The sequence below is a fragment of the Mesorhizobium sp. M0848 genome, from assembly GCF_040319805.1.
Taxonomy (GTDB): domain Bacteria; phylum Pseudomonadota; class Alphaproteobacteria; order Rhizobiales; family Rhizobiaceae; genus Mesorhizobium.
The window spans coordinates 260,411-279,736 of record NZ_JAMYOM010000001.1; the positions used below are offsets into that span (position 1 = coordinate 260,411).

The window sequence follows — 19,326 nt, forward strand, 5'->3', positions numbered from 1 at the left end:
CCAACGGCTCGGCCGTGTCCTGCGCGAAATCCCGTTGCCGGGGTCGAATTGGCGCTGATATCGCAGATACGAGTGATCTACGTCAATAGTGATCTAGTATCATCAAAACCCGCTTGCAATCCGGCTAATGTTGAGTAAGTTGCGCCAACTGCCATGGAAATGGCATCCGGGAGGAAAGAATTGAGCGACTCCGGCCGCCAGCGTCAGATCGTCGAACTGCTGCGGGATCGTCCGTTCGCTTCGGTGCGCGAGCTGCAGGAACGGCTTGGCGTTTCGGCCGCGACGGTCAGGCGCGATATCGACAGGATCGACGAAGCCGGCGAAGCGCGGAAGGTCTATGGCGGCATCTCGGCGCTCGACGGCGCTTCCCAGGCCGGTGTCGCCTACGCCCGGCCCTATGACGAGAACCGCGACCTTGCGGTCGAGGCAAAGCGGCAGATCGCCGCGCTCGCGGCGACCATGGTGCGGGACGGCGACGCCGTCATCGTGCATGGCGGCTCGACCTGCTTCCATCTCGGGGTCAAGCTCGCCGAGCGCAACATCCGCCTCTACACCAACTCGATGCCGCTGGCGGCCTATCTCAGCGACCACGGCCATTGCAGCCTGACGGTTGCGGGCGGTGATCTGCATCGCGAACCCGGCATCATCCATTCGCTCACCCAGGCCGTGCCCTTCTACGCCTCCAAATTCTTTCTCGGCGCGCAAGGCCTTGGCCAGGAAGGCGTGATGGAATCGCACCCGCTGCTGGTACGCTCGATCGTCGATCTCAGCCTCTGCGCCGACCAGATCGTGGTGCTGGCCGACAGCCGAAAACTGTCGATCCACGCTCGCAATGTCGCGCTGCCGCTTTCCCGCATCGGCACGCTGGTCACCGATGACGGCCTCTCCGACGCCGATGCGCGCATGCTGGAAGATGCCGGCGTCATGGTGCGGATAGCCTCGGGAGCCATCCAGTGAAGGTGGCTGTCCTCGATTTCGGCAAGACCAATTCGAAGCTGTTCGTCTTCGGCCAGGACGGGCGGATCATCGACGAGCGCCGGACACAGCCGAAATGGGTGCGCCAAGACGGCTTCAGCGTGCTCGACGAGGCGGCGCTCCACCATTGGGCGCTCAGCGCCGTTGCCGATGCGGTCGATGGTCATGGAGTGGAAGGGGTCATGGTGTCGGGCCATGGCTGCACCTTTGCCTTGGTGGACGAGGCGGCGCTGACGCATCCTCTCCTCGATTACGAGCAAGAGCCGCCGGCCGAGATTGCCGCGCGGATCGACCGCCGCATTCCTGACTTTTCCGAGACGTTCTCGCCGCGGCTGCCGCTCGGCTTCAATTACGGCCGCCATATGCTGTGGCTGCAGGAGGTCGATCCGGACGCGTTCGCTGCGTCGAAATCGATCCTCGGCTATCCGCAATACTGGAGCTGGCGCCTTGGCGGACGGGCGGTCTCGGAAGTATCCTATCTCGGCTGCCATTCGCATTTGTGGGCGCCGCGCCGCCAAGATTTTTCCTCGCTGGTCGACGCGCAGGGCTGGCGTGACCGGATGCCTGCCTTCGAGCGCGCCGGCACCGTTATCGGCGAGCAGCGCCTCGGCGCTGCGGCAAGCCCGATCGCCATCCACAACGGCGTCCATGACTCGAATGCGGCGCTGCATGCCTATCGCCGGCAGGAGCTTGGCCCGGTCACCGTCGTTTCTACCGGCACCTGGGTCGTCGTGCTCAATCCGTCCTGTCCCCTCGACGCGCTCGACCGGGATCGCGACATGCTGGTCAATGTCGATGTCGGCGGCGGCCCAGTGCCGACCATCCGCTTCATGGGCGGGCGTGAATTCGCAACCATCAGCGCCGGCTGGCAAGGCGAGATCGCCGGCCCGGCGGTGCAGCGGGTGATCGATGCCGGCATCATGGCGCTGCCGAGCTTCGCGCCGGGCGGGCCGATGACGGGGCATTCCGGCCGACTGGCGGGGCGCGCGCCCAATGTCGAGGAACGCGCGGCTACGGCGCTGCTCTACGTCGCGCTGATGGTCGATCTCTGCCTCGACCTCATCCATTCGAACAACACGGTGATCGTCGATGGCGGGCTGAATACGGGCGGTCTGCTCGCCGGACTGCTGGCGCAATTGCGTCCCGACCAGGCTTTCCTGCAGGGCGCCACGCTGGAGGGCAGTGCCACCGGTGCAGCGGCGCTCGCCTTCGAGAGCGTTGGGCGCGAATTCGCCGCCGAAGTTCCGGAGCCGGTGCGCGCGTCGCGTTTCACCGGGTTGGCAGGCTATCGCGGCAATTGGCGTGCCGCCACCATGGACCGGGGCGTCGCTGGTGCGGTGGCGGGAGGCGCGCGATGAGTGCGATTGCCAAGGCCGAGACGGTGCGCCAGCCGGTGCTGGAGATGCGCCACATCTCCAAGACGTTCGGCACCATCCGTGCCTTGCACGATGTCTCGCTGAGCGTCCATGCCGGCGAGCTGCACGCCTTGATGGGCGAGAACGGCGCCGGCAAGTCGACATTGATGAAAGTGCTTTCAGGCGCCTATCGGCCGGATGCCGGTGGCGAGATCCTGATCGACGGCATGCCGGCCGCGACCGGCGATCCGATCAAGGCGCGCGCCAGCGGCGTCGCGGTGATCTATCAGGAGCTGTCGCTGGCGCCCAATCTGACGGTGGCGCAGAACATCTTCCTCGGCAACGAGCCGCGACGCTTCGGCATCGTCGATCGTGACCAGTGCACCCGGCGCGCCAGGGAGATCATCGCGCGTCTGGGCGTCTCCTTTTCGGCCCGCGACATGGTCTCCAGCCTGTCGCTCGGCGAGCGACAATTGGTCGAGATCGCCCGCGCGCTGTCGACCAATGCGCGCATCATCGTCATGGACGAGCCGACGACGTCGCTGACCTCGCGCGAGACCGACCGGCTGTTCGAGGTCATCGCGACGCTGAAATCGCAAGGCATCGCCATCATCTACATCAGTCACCGCATGGAAGAGGTCTACCAGCTTGCCGATCGCGTCAGCGTGCTGCGCGACAGCGGTTATGTCGGTACGCTCGAACGTGCCGACCTCAGCGCCTCGCGCCTCGTCTCGATGATGGTCGGCCGCGATCTGTCGGCTTTCTACAAGAAGGATCATCGGCCGCCGGACGAAAAGCGCGCGGTGGCGCTCTCGGTGCGTGGCATGTCCGACGGCCGTCTCCTGAAAGACTGTTCGTTCGACCTGCACAAGGGCGAGGTGCTGGCGCTGGCGGGTCTGGTCGGTTCCGGCCGTACCGAGCTTGCGCGGCTGATCTTCGGCGCCGACAGGCGCGTGTCAGGCACGCTGGAACTCGACGGCAAACCTGTAACCATCGGCTCGCCGCGCGAGGCGCTCGATGCCGGCATCGCCTATCTGACCGAGGACCGCAAGGAACTCGGCCTGTTCCTCGACATGTCGATTTCCGACAACATCAGCATGGGCGTGCTGGCGCGGGATTCGCGCGCCGGCGGCTTGCGCGACTTCGCGGCCGCCGAAAGGCGCGCTTCCAAGGCCGTTGCCGGTCTCTCCATCCGCACCAGTTCGGTGCAGGCCAATGCCGGCTCGCTGTCGGGCGGCAACCAGCAGAAGGTGCTGCTCGCCCGCCTGCTCGAAACCGAGCCGAAGGTCGTCATCCTCGACGAGCCGACCCGCGGCGTCGATGTCGGGGCGAAATCGGAAATCTACCGGCTGATCGACAATCTCGCCAAACAGGGCATCGCCATCCTGATGATCTCCAGCGAACTGCCCGAGGTGATCGGCGTCGCCGACCGCGTGCTGGTGATGCGCGACGGCACGATATCGGGCGAGGTGACGGCATCGCAAGGCGAACCGCTAAGCCAGGAAAAAATCATGGAACTTGCAACGGGAGCGGCTCAGCAATGACCGACAAGGCGACCGAGATCAGCGCAGGCGGCCAGGCCACCGGCACCAGCCGACGGTTGCGCACGGCTTTCGCTGCCCTTGGCATGCTGCCGGTGCTGATCCTGCTGGCGGCCGGCTTCCAGTTCCTGAACCCGCGCTTCCTGACCGAGACCAACCTGTTGATCGTCACCCAGCAGTCGTCGATCAACATCGTGCTGGCGGCCGGCATGACCTTCGTCATCCTGACCGGCGGTATCGACCTGTCCGTCGGCGCCATCCTGGCCGCATCGGCGATGGTGGCGGTGATGGTGTCGCTGGTGCCCGACTGGGGTTTGCTCGGTGTGCCGGCGGCCATTCTGGTCGGCCTCGGCTTCGGCCTCATCAACGGGCTGCTCATCGCCTATATCAAGCTGCCGCCCTTCATCGTCACGCTGGGTTCGCTGACCGCGGTGCGCGGCGTCGCCCGCCTGCTCGGCCAGGACACCACGGTGTTCAATTCGGACCTGCCGTTCGATTTCATCGGCAACGGTTCGCTGTTCGGCATTCCGTGGCTGGTCATCATCGCGCTGTCGGTGGTGGTGCTGTCCTGGCTGGTGCTCAAGCGCACCGTGCTCGGCACCTGGATCTATGCCGTCGGCGGCAATGCCGAAGCGGCGCGGCTGACCGGCATCAAGGTGCCGCTGGTGCTGCTCTTCGTCTATGGCATTTCCGGCCTGCTGGCCGGCCTTGGCGGCGCCATGTCGGCGGCCCGGCTCTATGCCGCCAACGGGCTGCAGCTCGGGCAGTCCTATGAACTCGACGCCATTGCCGCTGTCATCCTCGGCGGCACCAGCTTCGTCGGTGGCGTCGGCTCGATCTGGGGTACGCTGATCGGCGGCCTGATCATCGCGGTGCTCTCCAACGGGCTCATCTTGGCCGGTGTCTCCGACATCTGGCAGTACATCATCAAGGGATTGGTCATCATCGTGGCGGTCGCCCTCGACCGCTACAGGCTCCAGGCAGGAGCAAGAACGTGATTGACCTTAGTCGCCGGCGTCAACGACCGGTTTCATGTAACGCACCGTGAGAGGCGCGGGGCAATCGGAGGAAAGCAATGAAGACCATCGCCAAACTGCTCTGCGGCGTCGCACTCGCGTCGCTCGCCATCGCGCCTGCTTCGGCCAAGGACCTCAATAAGGTCGGCATCTCGGTCGGCCTGCTCGGCAATCCCTTCTTCGTCGCCACCATCAAGGGCATCGAGGACGCGGCCAAGAAGATCAACCCAAAGGTCGAGGTGACCTCGGTGTCGGCCGACTATGACCTCAACAAGCAGGTTTCGCAGGTCGATTCGTTCATCGCCGCCGGTGTCGACGTGATCATGCTCAATGCCGTCGACGCCAAGGCGATCGCGCCGGCGGTGAAGAAGGCACAGGCTGCGGGTATCGTCGTTGCCGCCTTCGACGTTTCGGCGCCGGGCGCCGACGTGACCGTGATGACCAACAACGTCAAGGCCGGCGAAGAGGCCTGCCAATACCTGGTCGACCACACCGGCGGCAAGGGCGACTACGTCATCCTCAACGGACCGGCATCGTCGTCGATTCTGGAGCGGGTGAAGGGCTGCAAGAACGTGCTGGCGCAGCATCCCGACATCAAGATCCTCTCCGACGACCAGAATGCCGAAGGCTCGCGCGACGGCGGCCTGAAGGTGTTCCAGTCGCTGCTCACCCGCTTCGACAAGATCGATGCGGTGTTTGCCATCAACGATCCGACGGCGATCGGCGCCCAGCTTGCCGCCAAGCAGCTCAACCGCTCGGAGTTCATCTTCACCGCCGTCGACGGCGCGCCCGATATCGAGAAGGAACTCTCCTCCGGCACCTCGATGATCAAGGCCTCGGCCTCGCAGGATCCCTATGTGATGGCCGGCCAGTCGCTGACGATGGCGGCCGAACTGTTGGCCGGCAAGAAGCCGGCGGAGCCGACCGTCCTGCTCGACCCGAAGCTCATCACGGCCGAGAACCTGAAGGACTACAAGGGCTGGACCGCAGCCCGCTAAATCCTCCCAAGGCCGGTGCGGCCGGGATGACCCGGCCGCACCTCTTGTCAGCACCGGAGACGATGATGTCGCGTATTGGAATCCATTCTTTCGTCTGGTCGGCGAGCTCGGCTCAGGCAGATCTCGAGCGCACGCTGACCAACACCAGGGAGGCCGGCTTCGACCTCATCGAATTCTCCTATCTCGACCCCGCCAATGTCGACATCGGCGGGCTTGCCAGGCGCATCGCCGATCTTGGCCTCGGCGTGGCGATCAGCATCGGATTGCCTGTTGATGGCAACATTTCGAGCGCCGACAAGGCGATTGCCGCGCGCGGCGTCGAAATCCTCAACGACACCATCGCGCTGACGCGCGATCTCGGCGGCCGGAAGGTCGCCGGCATTCTCTCCACCAGCCACGGATTGCAGGTCGAGGCGCCGACGCGCGATCAATGGCAGCGCAGTGCCGGCACGCTGGCCAAGGTTGCCGAGACAGCCAAGGCGGCCGGCGTCACGCTCAACCTCGAGATCGTCAACCGCTTCGAAAGCAATCTGCTCAACACCGCCGCGCAAGGGCTGGCCTTCATCGAGGACACCGGCTCGGACAACATCTTCCTGCATCTCGACACCTTCCACATGAACATCGAGGAGGCCGATGTCGGGCTGGCCATCCGTCATGCCGCCGATAAGATCGGCTATGTCCATATCGGCGAGAGCCATCGCGGTTTCCTCGGCACCGGCAATATCGATTTCGCCGCGATCTTCGATGCGCTGACGGCCATCGGCTACAGCGACGACCTCAGCTTCGAATCCTTCTCTTCGGAAATCGTCGATGAGAACCTGTCGAAGAAGACCGCGATCTGGCGCAATCTCTGGACGGACAACATGGCGCTGGCCAAGCACGCGCGTGCTTTCATCGGTCTGGGAATGGAGACGGCAAGGCGCAAGGCGGAACTCGTCTCGGCGCGGCACAAACCCTGACCCGCCCGTCGAGAGCCCAAGGACGCGGCGTGCGCCGGAGGGCAGGGTTCCGAACCCGGATTAACAGAGGCCTCGTGGCAGCCAGTGCTGACAGCTTTTGTCCCGCCATTTTTGCCGAGATAGGAATTTTTTCTTGACTCGGTGACCTCAGCTATGGTACATTTTTGCCCATGGTGCTGATTTGCGCCAGCGACCCGCCGCACAGGCGGGTTTTTCGTTTGATGCTCCGTAAGCCAAGGTGCCGGCCGTATGGCGCCGGCATTGCTCGCGGCAGGTGCATCGGTTATCTGACCGGCCAGGCAAACAACGCCACGCAATCCACCAAACGGAGCCCAGCACATGACACGCGAGACAATCCTCAAATTCGGCACCGTCGAACACGCGGACGCCGGCGATCTGGCTGGCTGGATCGTCGTCGAGGGCAAGCCGACCATGCAAACCGCCGTCCAGCACACGACCGAGGACGGCAAGGTGTTGTCGGGCACCTGGCGCGCGACGCCCGGCACCTATCACGCCACCTATACCGACTATGAGTTCGTGCACATGATCGCCGGCCGCATCATCATTACGCCGGACGGCGGCACGCCGGTCGAGGTCGGCCCCGGCGATGCCTTCGTGGTGGAAGCCGATTTCAAGGGAATCTGGAAGATCATCGAGCCGGTGACGAAGCATTTTGTCGTCAGGGTTGGCTGAAACAGGCTGTCAATGTCGCGCGGAGGGACGGTACGGGCTACCCCCCGCGCCAGGACCGGTCGGGCCAAGAATGTACCCACTGCCACATCCTCGAGCAAGAGCAGCTCGTCATGACGGGCAACTGTCGACGTGTAGGCATAGTCCGGCGTGGTGACGCTCTATGGCGCGCTGTTCGTCAGCGCGTTCCTCGCTGCAACCATCCTGCCGGCCTCGTCGGAGGTGGTCCTTGCCGGCCTGATCGTATCGGGTCGTGGTGATCCGGCGCTGCTTCTGGCAGTCGCCACGATCGGTAACACGCTCGGCTCCGTGGTCAACTGGATTCTGGGGCGTGGCGTCGATTCGCTGCGGATCAGACGCTGGTTTCCTGTCACTCCCGATCGTTACGAGCAGGCAAGCCGGACGTTCCGACGATTTGGCAAGTGGACGCTGCTGTTTGCCTGGCTTCCGGTTGTCGGAGATGCTTTCACCATCGCGGCAGGCGCGGCACGGGTGAATCTCGGCGTGTTCGTAGTTCTCGTCACCTTGGGCAAGGCGGCGCGATACGCGGCTGTCATTGCGGGAGGATTATGGGCGATTGCGTGAGCTGCCGGCTTCATCGTCGACAGCAAGCGGCGCTTTCTCTTTGCGCGAAGCGATGTTCTGCCGTCCAAAGAGCATGGTGTACATGACATCATCGCGAAGCAGCACGAAATGTACAAATGCTGCGAGGATGTGAACGCCGACGAATCCAAGCAGTATCCAGACCAGCTTTGCGTGGATGAACGCGAAAGCCCTTGCCGCGCCGACGGAGGGCGCCAATGGTACAGGCAAGACTCCGAAAAGCCGCGCGGGAGGCATGAAAGGCATTGGTCGGTAGCCCAGCCATCCCGTTATCAGGACGGCGAGAATCGCAACGTAGAGAAACATATGGAAGAAAGCCGTCGCAAACCGCATGGGCTCTGAGGCTTGCCTGACAGGGGCGCGGGTAAAGATGCGCCAGCAAAGTCTGAGGACGATGATGGCAAGGATCGTCACGCCGATCGACATGTGAAGCGGAAGCCAGTTCATCGTCGCCATACCCGGCCCGTCCATCGGCCCAAAGGCAATGGCGATTTGCGCCGCGAGCGCGATCACGGTGAGCCAATGCAACAGACGAATGCCGAAATGCCAGCGCAGGCGAGGGTTCCCCTTCACATCCGAAGCCCGACTCTTGTCAAATGCAAGAAGGAGGGCGTGATGGTTTCATCCGCTCCAGCGGCCAATTCGCAAAGAAGTATGGCGGCTCACCAAGTCTTTGAAAAGCGTGGTGATCCCGACAGGAATCGAACCTGTGACCTACAGATTAGGAATTTGTCATAAGGTCTTTCTTATTGTTTCCCAATGCCGGTCGTTGTGCGATTTCTGGTGGTGTAACTTATTCAAGTTGTTGTAGTTTTCGTACTGCGCTGCTATGATAGCGTAGGGAAACCAACATATCGAACATGGCGCAATTGCCGTACTAATCCCGTACTAGTTCTCATGGTAGACCTTAGAATCGCCCTTACAGACCGCGCCGTAGCATGCCTTCACCAGGCGGCTTCAGGTCAATATTTTGCTCGGGACACCGACCTGCCGGGCTTCATGGTGCTTGTAGGCAAACGCAAAAAAACGTTCGTCGTCCAGGGTGATCGAATGAAGGCGGGCGAGCGTCTTTCCGTCCGGATGAAGGTTGCCGAAGTTGGAGAACTCACAACGCGTGCGGCGCGGGCGAAGGCCAAGGATATTCTCGGCAAGATCGCCAACGGCGTGGACCCTCGCGCCTCGACGCGCAAGTCGCGCGGCGATACTGCTGAGGTTGATCTACCCTCGATCTCGAACCCCACGCTGCGCACTGCCTGGGAGCGTTATCGCGACGGGCATATGAAGAACAAAGGCCGCAGCGATGGGACGATCAACAACTATCGTGATCACATCGAGCGGCTCTTGGTCGCCTGGCTAGACGAGCCCCTTTCCAAGCTCGGCGACGATCCTTCCCTTGTGACCGTGCGGCACGAGAAACTCACCAAGGAGAACGGCGCCTACATCGCCAACGGCTGCATGCGAACGCTTCGCGCCGTCTACAATCACGCTCGCAAGGTCGCCCGCACACTGCCGGCGGACAACCCGGTCTCAGCCATAGACTGGAATGCCGAACATCGGCGCAATACCGCGCTCGGGCTTTCGGATCTCGAGGGCTGGTTCACCCAACTCGCAGCATTGAAGAACCCAGTTCGTCGGGAGCTCCATTTGTTCATGCTGCTCTCGGGCCATCGCCCTGAAGCGATCAGGAAGGCGCGGGTCGAGCATGTCGACTTTCGCGCCCGTGTCCTGCACATACCTAGGCCGAAAGGCGGCGAGGTCAAAGCATTCGACATACCGCTTTCGCGAGCAATGGTCCGCTGTCTGATTCGAGTGATGCGCATTGGCCGAGCTCTCTACGCCGAGCAATCGCGTGAATGGCTGTTCCCGGCCGACAGCAAAAGCGGTCACATTATCGAGCACAAAGAAAAGCGTAGCGATCTGTCGAAATGGGGGAACGACCTGCGGCAGACTTTCCGCACAATCGCTCAAACCGCGGGCGTTGCGGAGCTGGACGTTCACCTTCTGATGAACCACTCGATCCCGGGAGTTAATGCGGGCTACATCACACGCAACAAGCTGCTGAGCGATCACCTGCGCCAGCAGCAGGAGGCCATTTCACGTCGAATGTTCGAGCCGGTCGGTCGCGAGGGGATAAAACGTGGCGTCGCGCCTGGCCCGTCCTTCCCAGCAGGGGCCTACTTTCTGAGCTGATGGGCGACAAGGATTAGCCGCATCAAAAATGTTCGGGGGCTCGAGTCGGTAGACCGCTACGTCGCGAGACCCACTATCGAAGAGGCGTTCTTTGCTATCGGTGGCATACGACTTAATCTCCACGTAAAAAACTAAGCATTTTCGACCACTCTGTCTGGCGTGCCCAGAAATGGGACTCCAAGACATATGTCATCTGCTCCCACTCAAAGCTGATGACACGACGCTGCCTTGTCGATGGCTGCCGAGATCGACGAGACAAGAATGGCCTTTGGCCGCATGTGGGCGCCGGCACCTCCGCGCTGGTGCGCCTGTCCCGATGAGTGCAGCGAGCCCAGCCTATCTCCGAAGCCGAGGAAGCGGCGGTCTTGCCCTCCGAAGGCAGAGGTCACAAGTTCGAATCTTGTCGGGTGCGCCAAAAACGCCAATATTATCAACGAGATATGGTTCGGCCCCTGCTGAAGGGGTGCTAGACGCGACGGGATTGCAACCACATTGCTACCAGCCGATTTCGCAGTGCGGCGTGCCTGCTCGTTCAGCCGAGTATCCGCTCCCATGCGAAACATATTCGCAGGGACCCAACTGACTTCTCCCTGGAGAACGTGACGCATCGCCAAAGGTTGGCCGCGCCAGACGCCGTTATTGTCGCGCGACTCCCATTTGCACAACGAGGATAGGATCGGCGGCAATGTACCGCGTGGCGGAATTGGTAGACGATCGGACTCAAAATCCAGTTCCGAAAGGAGTGCCGGTACCACCCCGGCCACCCGCACCAGCTTTCAAAACCACCCTAACCTCACCGAGCCGCGGCGCATTCTTCTTGCATCTCTTCTTGAAGAATCGGTCTCCTGTCGCCGACGAGGGCCAAACGCAAGGCCGTCACCATCACGATATTTCGTACTGCAAAACCTTACGGTTGTGGTGGTCGATGACAAGGCGGGCCTTGAGCGGCGGTACGGCCCGCTGAGAACAAGCCGCCCGCTCGCAAATCCGGCATGAAATGCCGATCGGTTTCGAAGGTCGTGCGTTTGTTCAGGTCCAGCCCATCAGCATAGACGAAGTCTTGCGCATAGGCCACTTCGCATCCCAGGGCGATGGCGTAGTGTCGTTGCGGCGCGTTGAATCCGCCGCTGCCCTTGGCAATTTCGGTGGCAATGCTGAGGTAGCGGGCGCCATCGGGCGTCTCAGCCAGTTGGCGGATAATCCGGCCCGGCGTTTCAAAGGCCTGATGTACATTCCAGAGCGGGCATGCTGCCCCGAACCGGGCGAATTGCAGCTTCGCGGCGCTGTGACGCTTAGTGATGTTTCCCGCGCGATCGATGCGGGCGAAGAATACCGGCACACCCTTGGCGCCCGGCCGCTGCAGGGTGGACAGTCGATGCGCAACCTGTTCAAGGCTCGCACCGAAGCGCGTCGCCATCAATTCAAGGTCGTGACGAAGTTCTTTCGCCACTGTCAGAAAGTGCTGGTAGGGGAGCGTGAGCAGCGCCGGCAAAATAATTCTGTAGCCCGATACGGCAGATTTCATACGCCTCGGTCGTTCGAAACTCAGCACGCCGCGCAATCGACGAGATTTCCGCGTCGGCTTCCAACGCAGCTATGTGGAAGGCCATCTGGAAGCTGCGCGTGGCGGCCGGCGGGTTGAGGAACAGCGCCCGCGACACAGGATCGTAACGTCTCAGTATATCCTCGTCGGGCGCGGCATGCAGGACGCGGACCCGATGCCGGCTTTCCAAATGACGGGAAAGCGCTGCGCCCGAATCGTGCTCCGGAATGCCTATGCTTGCGGCGAGCTTTTCGGCGGCTACGTCGAGATTGTGAATATAATTATCGACGAAGTGGAAGAAATCACGCACTTCTTCATAGGGTGTCGGTTCGGCGAACGTACTTGTGCGGCCAAATTGGCCGTCGAAGCTCGGGAGAGCGCTACATCGTTAGACCCACTATTGAGGGAGCGTTCTTTTGCTATCGGCGACGTTCAGCGTGAGTAATACCCAATCGATTCCCGAGCGTCGAAAATCACGAACCGTGGCAATGATCGATAAGATACTGAATATAACCAGTTGCGGAAGATTATGTGAAAAAATCGCACACCAAAGTTCTGCTTCTCTTCTTTTTCGTTCCCAGAACCGCCGACAGTTCTATCTGGACGCTTTTTTTTCGACGATATTGGCCGCTTCATCGCGGACGTTCGCTGCAATACCCGTGGGCCGTAATGTCTGCTGCGGCCTCCAATTCCCTTGGGGTTCCTGGAAGCTTTTCGAACTTCTGTCTTGCGGCTCCCGTCGAGATGCGCGGGCTTCTGAAGGAGGTCGGGGTGTGTGGATCCGCTGTGGTGCAACCTTGATCCAAGCATCTATGGGGGTTCGATAGATCGCGTCCGCCTCGCTTTGGGTCAACTTTGCATCTGCATGATCTCATCGATGGGCATCATATTGTGGTTCATATGTGCCATGATCCAGAGCGATCCGACGATGACTAGGAGAACGATCAACACCCCAAAGGCAAGCGCCAAGACGTTGTTGACGTTGTCGGGGCCTGTGGTGATGTGGAGGAAAAAGACGAGGTGAACCCCCATCTGCGCGATCGCGAGGACGGCCAGCGCGACAGGAATGCTCGGTTCCCAAACCAGCGCGGTGCGAGTGATAAAGAAAGACACCAGGGTAAGCAGCGTTGCGAGCCCTAGCCCGATCAGGTAAGTCCTGATTTCTTCGGCAGCCTCGTATCCGTCGAGGCTCTCGTCACCCGGCGCGGTGTCGACGTAGTGCGAGTCTTCGTCCTGCTCGGCGTGGCTCATTGCGTGACTCCCATCAGATACACCATTGTGAACAATCCGACCCAAATGATATCAAGGGCATGCCAGAACAGGCTGAAGCAAAGCAGGCGCCGCAGAATGTCGGCCCGGTAGCCCTTTGCGAACACCTGCGCCATCATCGTAAGCAGCCATAACAAGCCGATGGCCACATGCAGGCCATGGCAGCCAACCAGCGTAAAGAAGGCCGACAGGAACGCGCTCCGCGTTGGGCCCGCCCCGAGCGCAATCATGCCAATGAACTCGCGGATCTCGATGCTAAGGAATGCAGCCCCCAGTATGAAGGTTGCGGCCATCGCGCCATAGAACCAGAATCCGCTGCGCGTCCGGGCGCCGATGCCTGCGAGGCCGCAAGTGAAGCTCGACAGGAGAAGGCAGGCCGTCTCGATGCCGACAATGCCGAGGTCGAACAGCCCGCGCCCGCTCGGTCCGCCGGCCGTCGCGTCAACCAGCACCGCGTAGGTCGCGAAGAAGGCGGAGAACATGACGATGTCGCTCAGCAGGAAAATCCAGAAGCCGTAGCCTGCGATGATACGCTTCGACGCCAGCGCACCGGCCGCATGCTTCGCGGTGTGTTGGAGACCCGGCGAGATCTGGACACGCTCGACCCGGTTCGGGACGTCGCGGCCGCCGGCCGCGTCGAACGCGCTCATGGCGCCGTCCCCGATAGGGCGAGTGTCTCGCCGCGCGCGGTTCGGTTGGCCCGATCGATGCGTGCTACCACGTCAGCCGGAATCACATACTCGACTTCATCCCGCCAGGCGAAGACAACAAAGGTTGCGAACGCGCCCACCGCAGCCAGGGCCACGATCCACCAGATATGCCAGATCAGTGCGAAACCCATGAAGGTGGCGAAGAAGGAGCAGATGAAGCCCGTGGGACTGTTCCTCGGCATCTCGATATCCGCATAGGGAGGTTCTTCGCCCGGCATGGCCTGCTGGCGCGCGCGCTGCTTCATGCCCCAGTAGGCCTCGTCGCCCTCGACGCTCGGGAGCACCGCGAAATTGAAGGATGGTGGCGGAGAGGGTGTCGCCCACTCGAGCGAGCGTCCATTCCAGGGGTCGCCGGTCTCGTCGCGAAGTTCCTTTCGCCGGCGAATGCTGATGGCGAGTTGCGCGATCTGCAGGATTATTCCGACCAGGATGATGGCCGCGCCGCCGGCCGCGATCAGCAGCCAGGGACGCCATTCGGGGATATCGTAGTGCTGCATGCGACGCGTCATACCCATCAGGCCTACGACATAAAGCGGCATGAAGGCGACGTAGAAGCCCACGATCCAGCACCAGAACGATGCTTTGCCAAGCCCTTCGTGCAGCCGGAAGCCGAAGGCTTTCGGAAACCAGTAGGTGTAGCCGGCGAAGGCACCGAATAGCACGCCTCCGATGATGACGTTGTGGAAATGGGCCACAAGGAAAAGGCTGTTGTGCAGGACGAAGTTCACCGGGGGCACCGCCAGCAGGACGCCAGTCATCCCACCGATGACGAATGTGACCATGAAGGCGATCGACCACAATATCGGTTGGGAATAGACGACCCGGCCACCATACATGGTGAAGAGCCAGTTGAAGACCTTTACGCCCGTGGGCACCGCGATAATCATCGAAGCGATACCGAAAATCGCGTTGACGTCGGCGCCGGCCCCCATGGTGAAGAAGTGGTGCAACCACACAGTGAAGGAAAGTACGCATATGGCCATCGTCGCCATGACCATCGACCGATAGCCGAACAGCGGCTTGCGGGAAAAGGTCGAGATCACTTCCGAAAATATTCCGAAGGCGGGCAGGATCAGGATGTATACTTCAGGATGTCCCCACGCCCAGATCAGGTTCATGAACATCATCACGTTGCCGCCGGCTTCATTGGTGAAGAAGTGAAAACCGACGTAGCGATCCAGCAGCAGCATCGCCAAAGTCGCCGTTAGGATGGGAAATGCCGCGACGATCAGCAGGTTGGAGGCGAGCGTCGTCCAGCAGAACATCGGCATTCGCATCAAGGTCATGCCAGGTGCACGAATCTTCAGGACCGTCGTGACGAAGTTGACGCCGGTGAGCAAGGTTCCCACACCAGATATCTGGAGCGACCAAAGATAATAGTCGACGCCGACGCCGGGCGAGTAGGCTATCTCCGACAGGGGAGGATACGGCAGCCACCCGGTGCGCGCGAACTCGCCCACGACCAGCGAAATATTGACGAGCAACGCGCCGGCGGCGGTGAGCCAAAAGCTGACCGAGTTGAGGGTCGGGAACGCCACGTCGCGGACCCCAAGCTGCAGCGGCATGACGAAGTTCATCAGCCCGATCACGAAGGGCATTGCGACAAAGAAGATCATCAGCGTGCCGTGGGCGGAGAAAATCTGGTCGTAGTGCTCGGGTGGCAAGTAGCCTTCGGAGCGGTACGCCAGTGCCTGTTGCGACCGCATCATGATCGCGTCGGCGAAGCCGCGCAGCAGCATCACCATTGCGAGCAGGATGTACATGATCCCGATCAGCTTGTGGTCCACGCTGGTGATCCACTCGCGCCAAAGGTACGGAAGCCAGCCCTTCAGCGTGACCCATGCGAGGACGCCGATAATCACCACACCCACCAGGGCGGCCGTGAACAGTGGGATCGGCTGGTCGAGGGGAATAGCTGCCCAGCTGAGTTTGCCCAACATCCTAGTCCTCCGTCTGTGGGGATACGCTCGGATTGGGCCGGCCGGTCTGCGGGCCAGGTCCAGGCGGCAGTTGCTGTGTGACGATCTGCTGGAAGAGGTCAGGATCGGCCGCACGGAAGGTGGAAGGAGTGGTGTTCACGCTTTGCCTGGCCAAGGCAGCGTAGCTCTTGGCATCGAGGCTTGGCCCCATGCCGCGCGTGGCATCAATCCAAGCAGCGAACCGCTGCGCAGACACCGCCTGCACCTCGAAATGCATGTCCGAGAAACCATCGCCACTATAGTGGCTCGAAAGGCCGTGGAAGGTGCCCGGAGCGTCCGCGAGCAGGTTCAACTCCGTTGTCATGCCGTTCATCGTGTAGATCATGCTGCCGAACCGCGGTACGAAGAACGCATTCATCACGCTCGCGGACGTCAGCGAGAAATGAATGGGAGTGCCGGCAGGAACGACAAGATGGTTCACGCTCGCTATACGCTGGCCTGGGTAGATAAAGAGCCATTTCCAATCCAATGCGACCACCTGGACCTCCAGCGGTGGCGTGTCTGATGTCAACGGTTTCGCGGGATCGAGTTCATGGGATCCGATCCAGGCCACTCCGCCTAGGAGCATGATCACAAGGAGGGGAATGGACCAGACGATGAGCTCGATACGGCCCGAATACTCCCAATTCGGCAGGTAGGTCGCTCGTGTGTTGGAGGCTCGAAACCACCAGGCGAAGATAAAGGTGACGACGATCGTCGGCACCACGATGGCGAGCATGATGGCGAGCGAATCTATCAGGATCGTTTTCTCTGCAATCCCGACCGTCCCTTGCGGATCGAGAACCGCTGGCTGGCATGCAGCCAAAACGATCGGCGCCAAGAGGACGGCGCATCGCGCCACCCTAGCGCTCGTCGATCGACGACCCGGCAAAAGCAGTTCGCGGTCTGGCAGTCCATCCGACCTACCGGGCATCACTGAGCTCCCTCACGCCGTCGTGAGCATCCTGGACTATGCTTCGCGTCCGAGCAGCGGGTCCGGAACGACAACAAGAACTGCAAGAGAAGCGAGGGCAGCGTCACCGGCTCGCGCACCCGGCTGCGCGATGCTAAGTCGGCACGACGGGCGACTTCTCCTTGCGCAAGGCGTGCAGAAACTGCGAGTCGACACGCAAACTGGCGCGAACCAGCTCCGGCGGTGTGAGGGCAAGCCACTGGTTCAGTGACACATCGGCGAAGTGGTCGCTCTTGAATACCTCCAGATATCGCAGCGTCGTGTTGCCTGTGTTCTCGATGTAGTGACCCATGGCAAAGGGTACGTAGCCGACGTCGTTGGCCTGGAAGTCGAATGTGCGGGCGGCGCCCGACGCCGCGAACACCCCCATGCGGGCCTGACCCTGAATGTAGTACTGCCATTCATTCGTATTCGGATGCCAATGCAACTCGCGCATCGCTCCCGGCTCGACCTCGACCAGGGCCGCCGCGATTGTTCTTGAAGCTGGGAACACGTTGCTGTCGGTAATTCGCGCAGTGCCATGTTTCATCTTGATCGGAGCCTGTGCCATCATGCGGTGGCTGAAGCTGTGCGGGACCTCAACCGCGCCCGCGATCTTGTCTGCGCTGAGCGGCCCCGGAACCGGCGCGGGAAACATGTAAAGCTCGCTCGGATCGGGGACGTGCGCAAGGCTCGATGCCGGAACGCCGAAATTCTTGGCGAGCACCTCGGGAGGCGTGTGTTTCAGAAAGTCGCTTAAGAGGAAGGTGTTGTCCTCGTCGAAGTCGCCGTCATCGAACACCAACAAGAATTCCGTCCCGTCTGGATCAAGGCCCTGGATCGAGTGCGGAATGCCCGGCGGGAAATACCACAGGTCGCCCGCGCCGACGTCGTCGACGAAATTGTGGCCATTGGCATCGACCGCCGTGATGCGTGCTCTCCCGTATAGAACATAGGCCCACTCGGCGGCCTTGTGCCAATGCAACTCACGCACGCCCCCGGCATTCAGGCGCATGATCACGCCGGCAATGTCCTTGGAGACGCCGAGTTCGCGTGCGGTCACCTGCCGGGTCCAGCCGCCGCCAGACAGTCGGATATGGGCATCGTCGAACGAGAAGCGCAGATTCGGCAGTTCACCCGAATCCGTGCTCGGTGGCACCATTAGATCCGGATTCTGGGCTATTCGGGAAGGATTCATCGGACCAGGGTTGGTGCCGCCGCGACCGTTGGCTATCGGGTCGCCTTTCTGCGCCTGGGCCAGTGTCGCCGTCGTGAACAAGCCGCCAGCCGCAGTCGCAGCCAGCAAGGTTCGACGGGATATCTTATCGGCGGCTATGCTCATTTTGTTTCATTCCTTGCTACGGGGGCTCTTCGACGGCGCCAATTGGTTGGGACACGGACCGCATGAGTGTCCGCCTGGCGCGCAAGACACACGGTATCGATCTGGCGCTGACGGGGTCTTTCTTGTTGACGCACGCAATAGCTGAATCGCACGATGATCGTGGCGGTCAGAGGTAGAGCGGTACGGAGGAACGCTGCTCGCGATCGTCGCAGGTGGCTTCGGCAAATGGGACGCTCAAGCTATCACGCTTGCCAGTTTCTATTTTTACATCCACGAAAGCGCGCTGCTCTTCAGTCCAAAACCGAATGCCAAGAGCGTCGCGCCTTGCATGGTCAGGTCGATTGCCAGAATCGCGCCTGGCGCCGTCAGAGTATTGAGTGGCCGCCCGAAGAGGATGACAAGGCCCGCAAGAAGCGTGACTACCCCTGAAAACGCAACCCAGCCCCAGGCCAGATGGCGCCTGGACTGGAGGCCTACCCAGAACCGCAGCATGCCTGCCGCAATGAGTGTGATTGCCAGCACGAGCGTGTAGGCCGAGGCTGCAAGCAGTGGATTGTGGAATGCGGCGATGCCGGCGATTGCATAGGCGAAGCCGCTCAGTAGCCAGAATGCAAACGATCTCCATCCCTGAATATTGAAAGCGTGCACGACCTGCGCGATGCCGGCGACCGACATCAACACGCCAATATAGAAGACGGATAGCACCGTAGCGGCGAACAAGTTCGCGAATCCCAGAAAGCCCAGGCTCAGCAGCGCGATGCCAAGCATTATAAAAAGCCGGCTTTTTGCACGCAACTCCGGGAAGGTTGAGCCGAGACTGCGGGACCGTTCGATCGCATGTGCCATGAGTTCCTCTTTCAGTTCAGTCGAGAAACGCCGCCGGGTGGAGATGCAAGACGGCGAGCGGTGGGTTCCGCCCAAGGGCGTTGAACCGGACATAATCCTGTTTCGTGATAGCGCTCTCGTCGCTGCCAGGACTTGCTCGTTGTTGCCTTGGCCGGCTCTGATTTGCGGGTTTCCAGCCAGATCTTGGGCTCGCTCCCAAGCCTGTGTCGTTGATGGGTCGCTCGGTCTCTAGGGATTCGCGGCGAGGTGTTGCAGTGACAAAGGTGCAATCAGGCACCGACGACCGCAATTTCGAACAAGCAAAAAGGATTCAGTTGCCTAGGTTGGACGGCGCGCCACGGAGAGTCGATCAGCAGCGCAAGCGTCGACCAGGAACCCG

General features: G+C 61.4%; 16 protein-coding genes, 1 tRNA gene and 1 pseudogene. 10 read left to right on the forward strand and 8 right to left on the reverse strand.

The annotated features are described in order from the left end of the window. The first annotated feature begins 180 nt into the window (after positions 1 to 180). The 8 genes from NKH95_RS01350 to NKH95_RS01385 all read left to right on the forward strand — a co-directional run bounded on the left by NKH95_RS01350 (position 181) and on the right by NKH95_RS01385 (position 8,119). A complete protein-coding gene (locus tag NKH95_RS01350) occupies positions 181 to 957 on the forward strand; it encodes a DeoR/GlpR family DNA-binding transcription regulator (RefSeq protein WP_127266683.1) in 777 nt (258 codons plus the stop codon). After that, complete coding sequence (locus NKH95_RS01355) at positions 954 to 2,333, forward strand: FGGY-family carbohydrate kinase (RefSeq protein ID WP_352722413.1); 1,380 nt, start codon at positions 954 to 956, stop codon at positions 2,331 to 2,333. Before NKH95_RS01350 ends, NKH95_RS01355 begins: the two co-directional genes overlap by 4 nt. Next, positions 2,330 to 3,874, forward strand: a complete 1,545-nt coding sequence (locus NKH95_RS01360; RefSeq protein WP_352442064.1) for a sugar ABC transporter ATP-binding protein — start codon at positions 2,330 to 2,332, stop codon at positions 3,872 to 3,874. The genes NKH95_RS01355 and NKH95_RS01360 overlap by 4 nt, the downstream gene beginning before the upstream one ends. Beyond that, on the forward strand, positions 3,871 to 4,869 hold the full coding sequence (locus tag NKH95_RS01365) for an ABC transporter permease subunit (protein ID WP_352611812.1): 999 nt from the start codon (positions 3,871 to 3,873) through the stop codon (positions 4,867 to 4,869). Before NKH95_RS01360 ends, NKH95_RS01365 begins: the two co-directional genes overlap by 4 nt. A gap of 77 nt (positions 4,870 to 4,946) precedes the next feature. Next, the gene (locus tag NKH95_RS01370) at positions 4,947 to 5,885 is read left to right on the forward strand and encodes an ABC transporter substrate-binding protein (protein WP_027038073.1); all 939 of its coding nucleotides are present in this window, start codon (positions 4,947 to 4,949) and stop codon (positions 5,883 to 5,885) included. A gap of 65 nt (positions 5,886 to 5,950) precedes the next feature. Continuing rightward, positions 5,951 to 6,844, forward strand: coding sequence for a sugar phosphate isomerase/epimerase family protein (locus NKH95_RS01375; RefSeq protein WP_352890658.1), 894 nt, complete (start codon positions 5,951 to 5,953; stop codon positions 6,842 to 6,844). A 339-nt stretch (positions 6,845 to 7,183) separates the two neighbouring features. Further along, positions 7,184 to 7,537 (forward strand): cupin domain-containing protein, encoded by a 354-nt coding sequence (locus NKH95_RS01380; RefSeq protein WP_352890660.1) that lies wholly within the window; start codon positions 7,184 to 7,186, stop codon positions 7,535 to 7,537. Between the two features lie 147 nt (positions 7,538 to 7,684). Next, on the forward strand, positions 7,685 to 8,119 hold the full coding sequence (locus NKH95_RS01385; RefSeq protein ID WP_352890662.1) for a YqaA family protein: 435 nt from the start codon (positions 7,685 to 7,687) through the stop codon (positions 8,117 to 8,119). On the opposite strand, the gene NKH95_RS01390 is transcribed toward NKH95_RS01385, so the two are convergent. Beyond that, on the reverse strand, positions 8,102 to 8,710 hold the full coding sequence (locus NKH95_RS01390; RefSeq protein ID WP_352441764.1) for a cytochrome b: 609 nt from the start codon (positions 8,708 to 8,710) through the stop codon (positions 8,102 to 8,104). The two genes, NKH95_RS01385 and NKH95_RS01390, sit on opposite strands and share 18 nt — an antisense overlap. A 324-nt stretch (positions 8,711 to 9,034) precedes the next feature. Between NKH95_RS01390 and NKH95_RS01395 the strand changes: the two genes are divergently transcribed. Both NKH95_RS01395 and NKH95_RS01400 read left to right on the forward strand, forming a co-directional pair. Then, the gene (locus NKH95_RS01395) at positions 9,035 to 10,327 is read left to right on the forward strand and encodes a tyrosine-type recombinase/integrase (protein ID WP_352890664.1); all 1,293 of its coding nucleotides are present in this window, start codon (positions 9,035 to 9,037) and stop codon (positions 10,325 to 10,327) included. A gap of 304 nt (positions 10,328 to 10,631) precedes the next feature. Then, positions 10,632 to 10,742, forward strand: a tRNA-Arg gene (locus tag NKH95_RS01400). Between the two features lie 467 nt (positions 10,743 to 11,209). On the opposite strand, the pseudogene NKH95_RS01405 reads toward NKH95_RS01400, so the two are convergent. From NKH95_RS01405 to NKH95_RS01435, 7 genes and pseudogenes are all read right to left on the reverse strand, one after another. Next, a pseudogene (locus tag NKH95_RS01405) lies at positions 11,210 to 12,246 on the reverse strand (helix-turn-helix domain-containing protein); the annotation flags it as partial. A gap of 473 nt (positions 12,247 to 12,719) precedes the next feature. Then, a complete protein-coding gene (cyoD, locus tag NKH95_RS01410) occupies positions 12,720 to 13,121 on the reverse strand; it encodes a cytochrome o ubiquinol oxidase subunit IV (protein WP_352890666.1) in 402 nt (133 codons plus the stop codon). Further along, positions 13,118 to 13,789 carry a cytochrome (ubi)quinol oxidase subunit III gene (locus tag NKH95_RS01415; RefSeq protein WP_352890668.1) on the reverse strand — a complete coding sequence of 224 codons (672 nt, stop codon included), beginning with the start codon at positions 13,787 to 13,789 and terminating at the stop codon, positions 13,118 to 13,120. Before NKH95_RS01415 ends, cyoD begins: the two co-directional genes overlap by 4 nt. Next, positions 13,786 to 15,789, reverse strand: coding sequence for a cytochrome o ubiquinol oxidase subunit I (cyoB, locus tag NKH95_RS01420; RefSeq protein WP_352890670.1), 2,004 nt, complete (start codon positions 15,787 to 15,789; stop codon positions 13,786 to 13,788). The genes NKH95_RS01415 and cyoB overlap by 4 nt, the downstream gene beginning before the upstream one ends. A gap of 1 nt (position 15,790) precedes the next feature. Next, entirely contained in the window at positions 15,791 to 16,648 is an 858-nt protein-coding gene (gene cyoA / locus NKH95_RS01425) for a ubiquinol oxidase subunit II (protein WP_352890672.1), read from the reverse strand. A 226-nt stretch (positions 16,649 to 16,874) separates the two neighbouring features. Continuing rightward, positions 16,875 to 18,101 carry an oxalate decarboxylase family bicupin gene (locus NKH95_RS01430; RefSeq protein WP_352890674.1) on the reverse strand — a complete coding sequence of 409 codons (1,227 nt, stop codon included), beginning with the start codon at positions 18,099 to 18,101 and terminating at the stop codon, positions 16,875 to 16,877. A gap of 264 nt (positions 18,102 to 18,365) precedes the next feature. Beyond that, positions 18,366 to 18,947, reverse strand: coding sequence for an HdeD family acid-resistance protein (locus NKH95_RS01435; protein ID WP_352890676.1), 582 nt, complete (start codon positions 18,945 to 18,947; stop codon positions 18,366 to 18,368). Between the last annotated feature and the right edge of the window lie 379 nt (positions 18,948 to 19,326).

Coding starts and splice junctions, on each gene's coding strand:
- NKH95_RS01360 (WP_352442064.1), top strand. CDS start 2,330: ATGAGTGCGATTGCCAAGGCCGAGACGGTGCGCCAGCCGGTGCTGGAG.
- NKH95_RS01365 (WP_352611812.1), top strand. CDS start 3,871: ATGACCGACAAGGCGACCGAGATCAGCGCAGGCGGCCAGGCCACCGGC.
- NKH95_RS01370 (WP_027038073.1), top strand. CDS start 4,947: ATGAAGACCATCGCCAAACTGCTCTGCGGCGTCGCACTCGCGTCGCTC.
- NKH95_RS01375 (WP_352890658.1), top strand. CDS start 5,951: ATGTCGCGTATTGGAATCCATTCTTTCGTCTGGTCGGCGAGCTCGGCT.
- NKH95_RS01380 (WP_352890660.1), top strand. CDS start 7,184: ATGACACGCGAGACAATCCTCAAATTCGGCACCGTCGAACACGCGGAC.
- NKH95_RS01395 (WP_352890664.1), top strand. CDS start 9,035: ATGGTAGACCTTAGAATCGCCCTTACAGACCGCGCCGTAGCATGCCTT.
- cyoD (WP_352890666.1), bottom strand. CDS start 13,121: ATGAGCCACGCCGAGCAGGACGAAGACTCGCACTACGTCGACACCGCG.
- NKH95_RS01415 (WP_352890668.1), bottom strand. CDS start 13,789: ATGAGCGCGTTCGACGCGGCCGGCGGCCGCGACGTCCCGAACCGGGTC.
- cyoB (WP_352890670.1), bottom strand. CDS start 15,789: ATGTTGGGCAAACTCAGCTGGGCAGCTATTCCCCTCGACCAGCCGATC.
- NKH95_RS01430 (WP_352890674.1), bottom strand. CDS start 18,101: ATGAGCATAGCCGCCGATAAGATATCCCGTCGAACCTTGCTGGCTGCG.
- NKH95_RS01435 (WP_352890676.1), bottom strand. CDS start 18,947: ATGGCACATGCGATCGAACGGTCCCGCAGTCTCGGCTCAACCTTCCCG.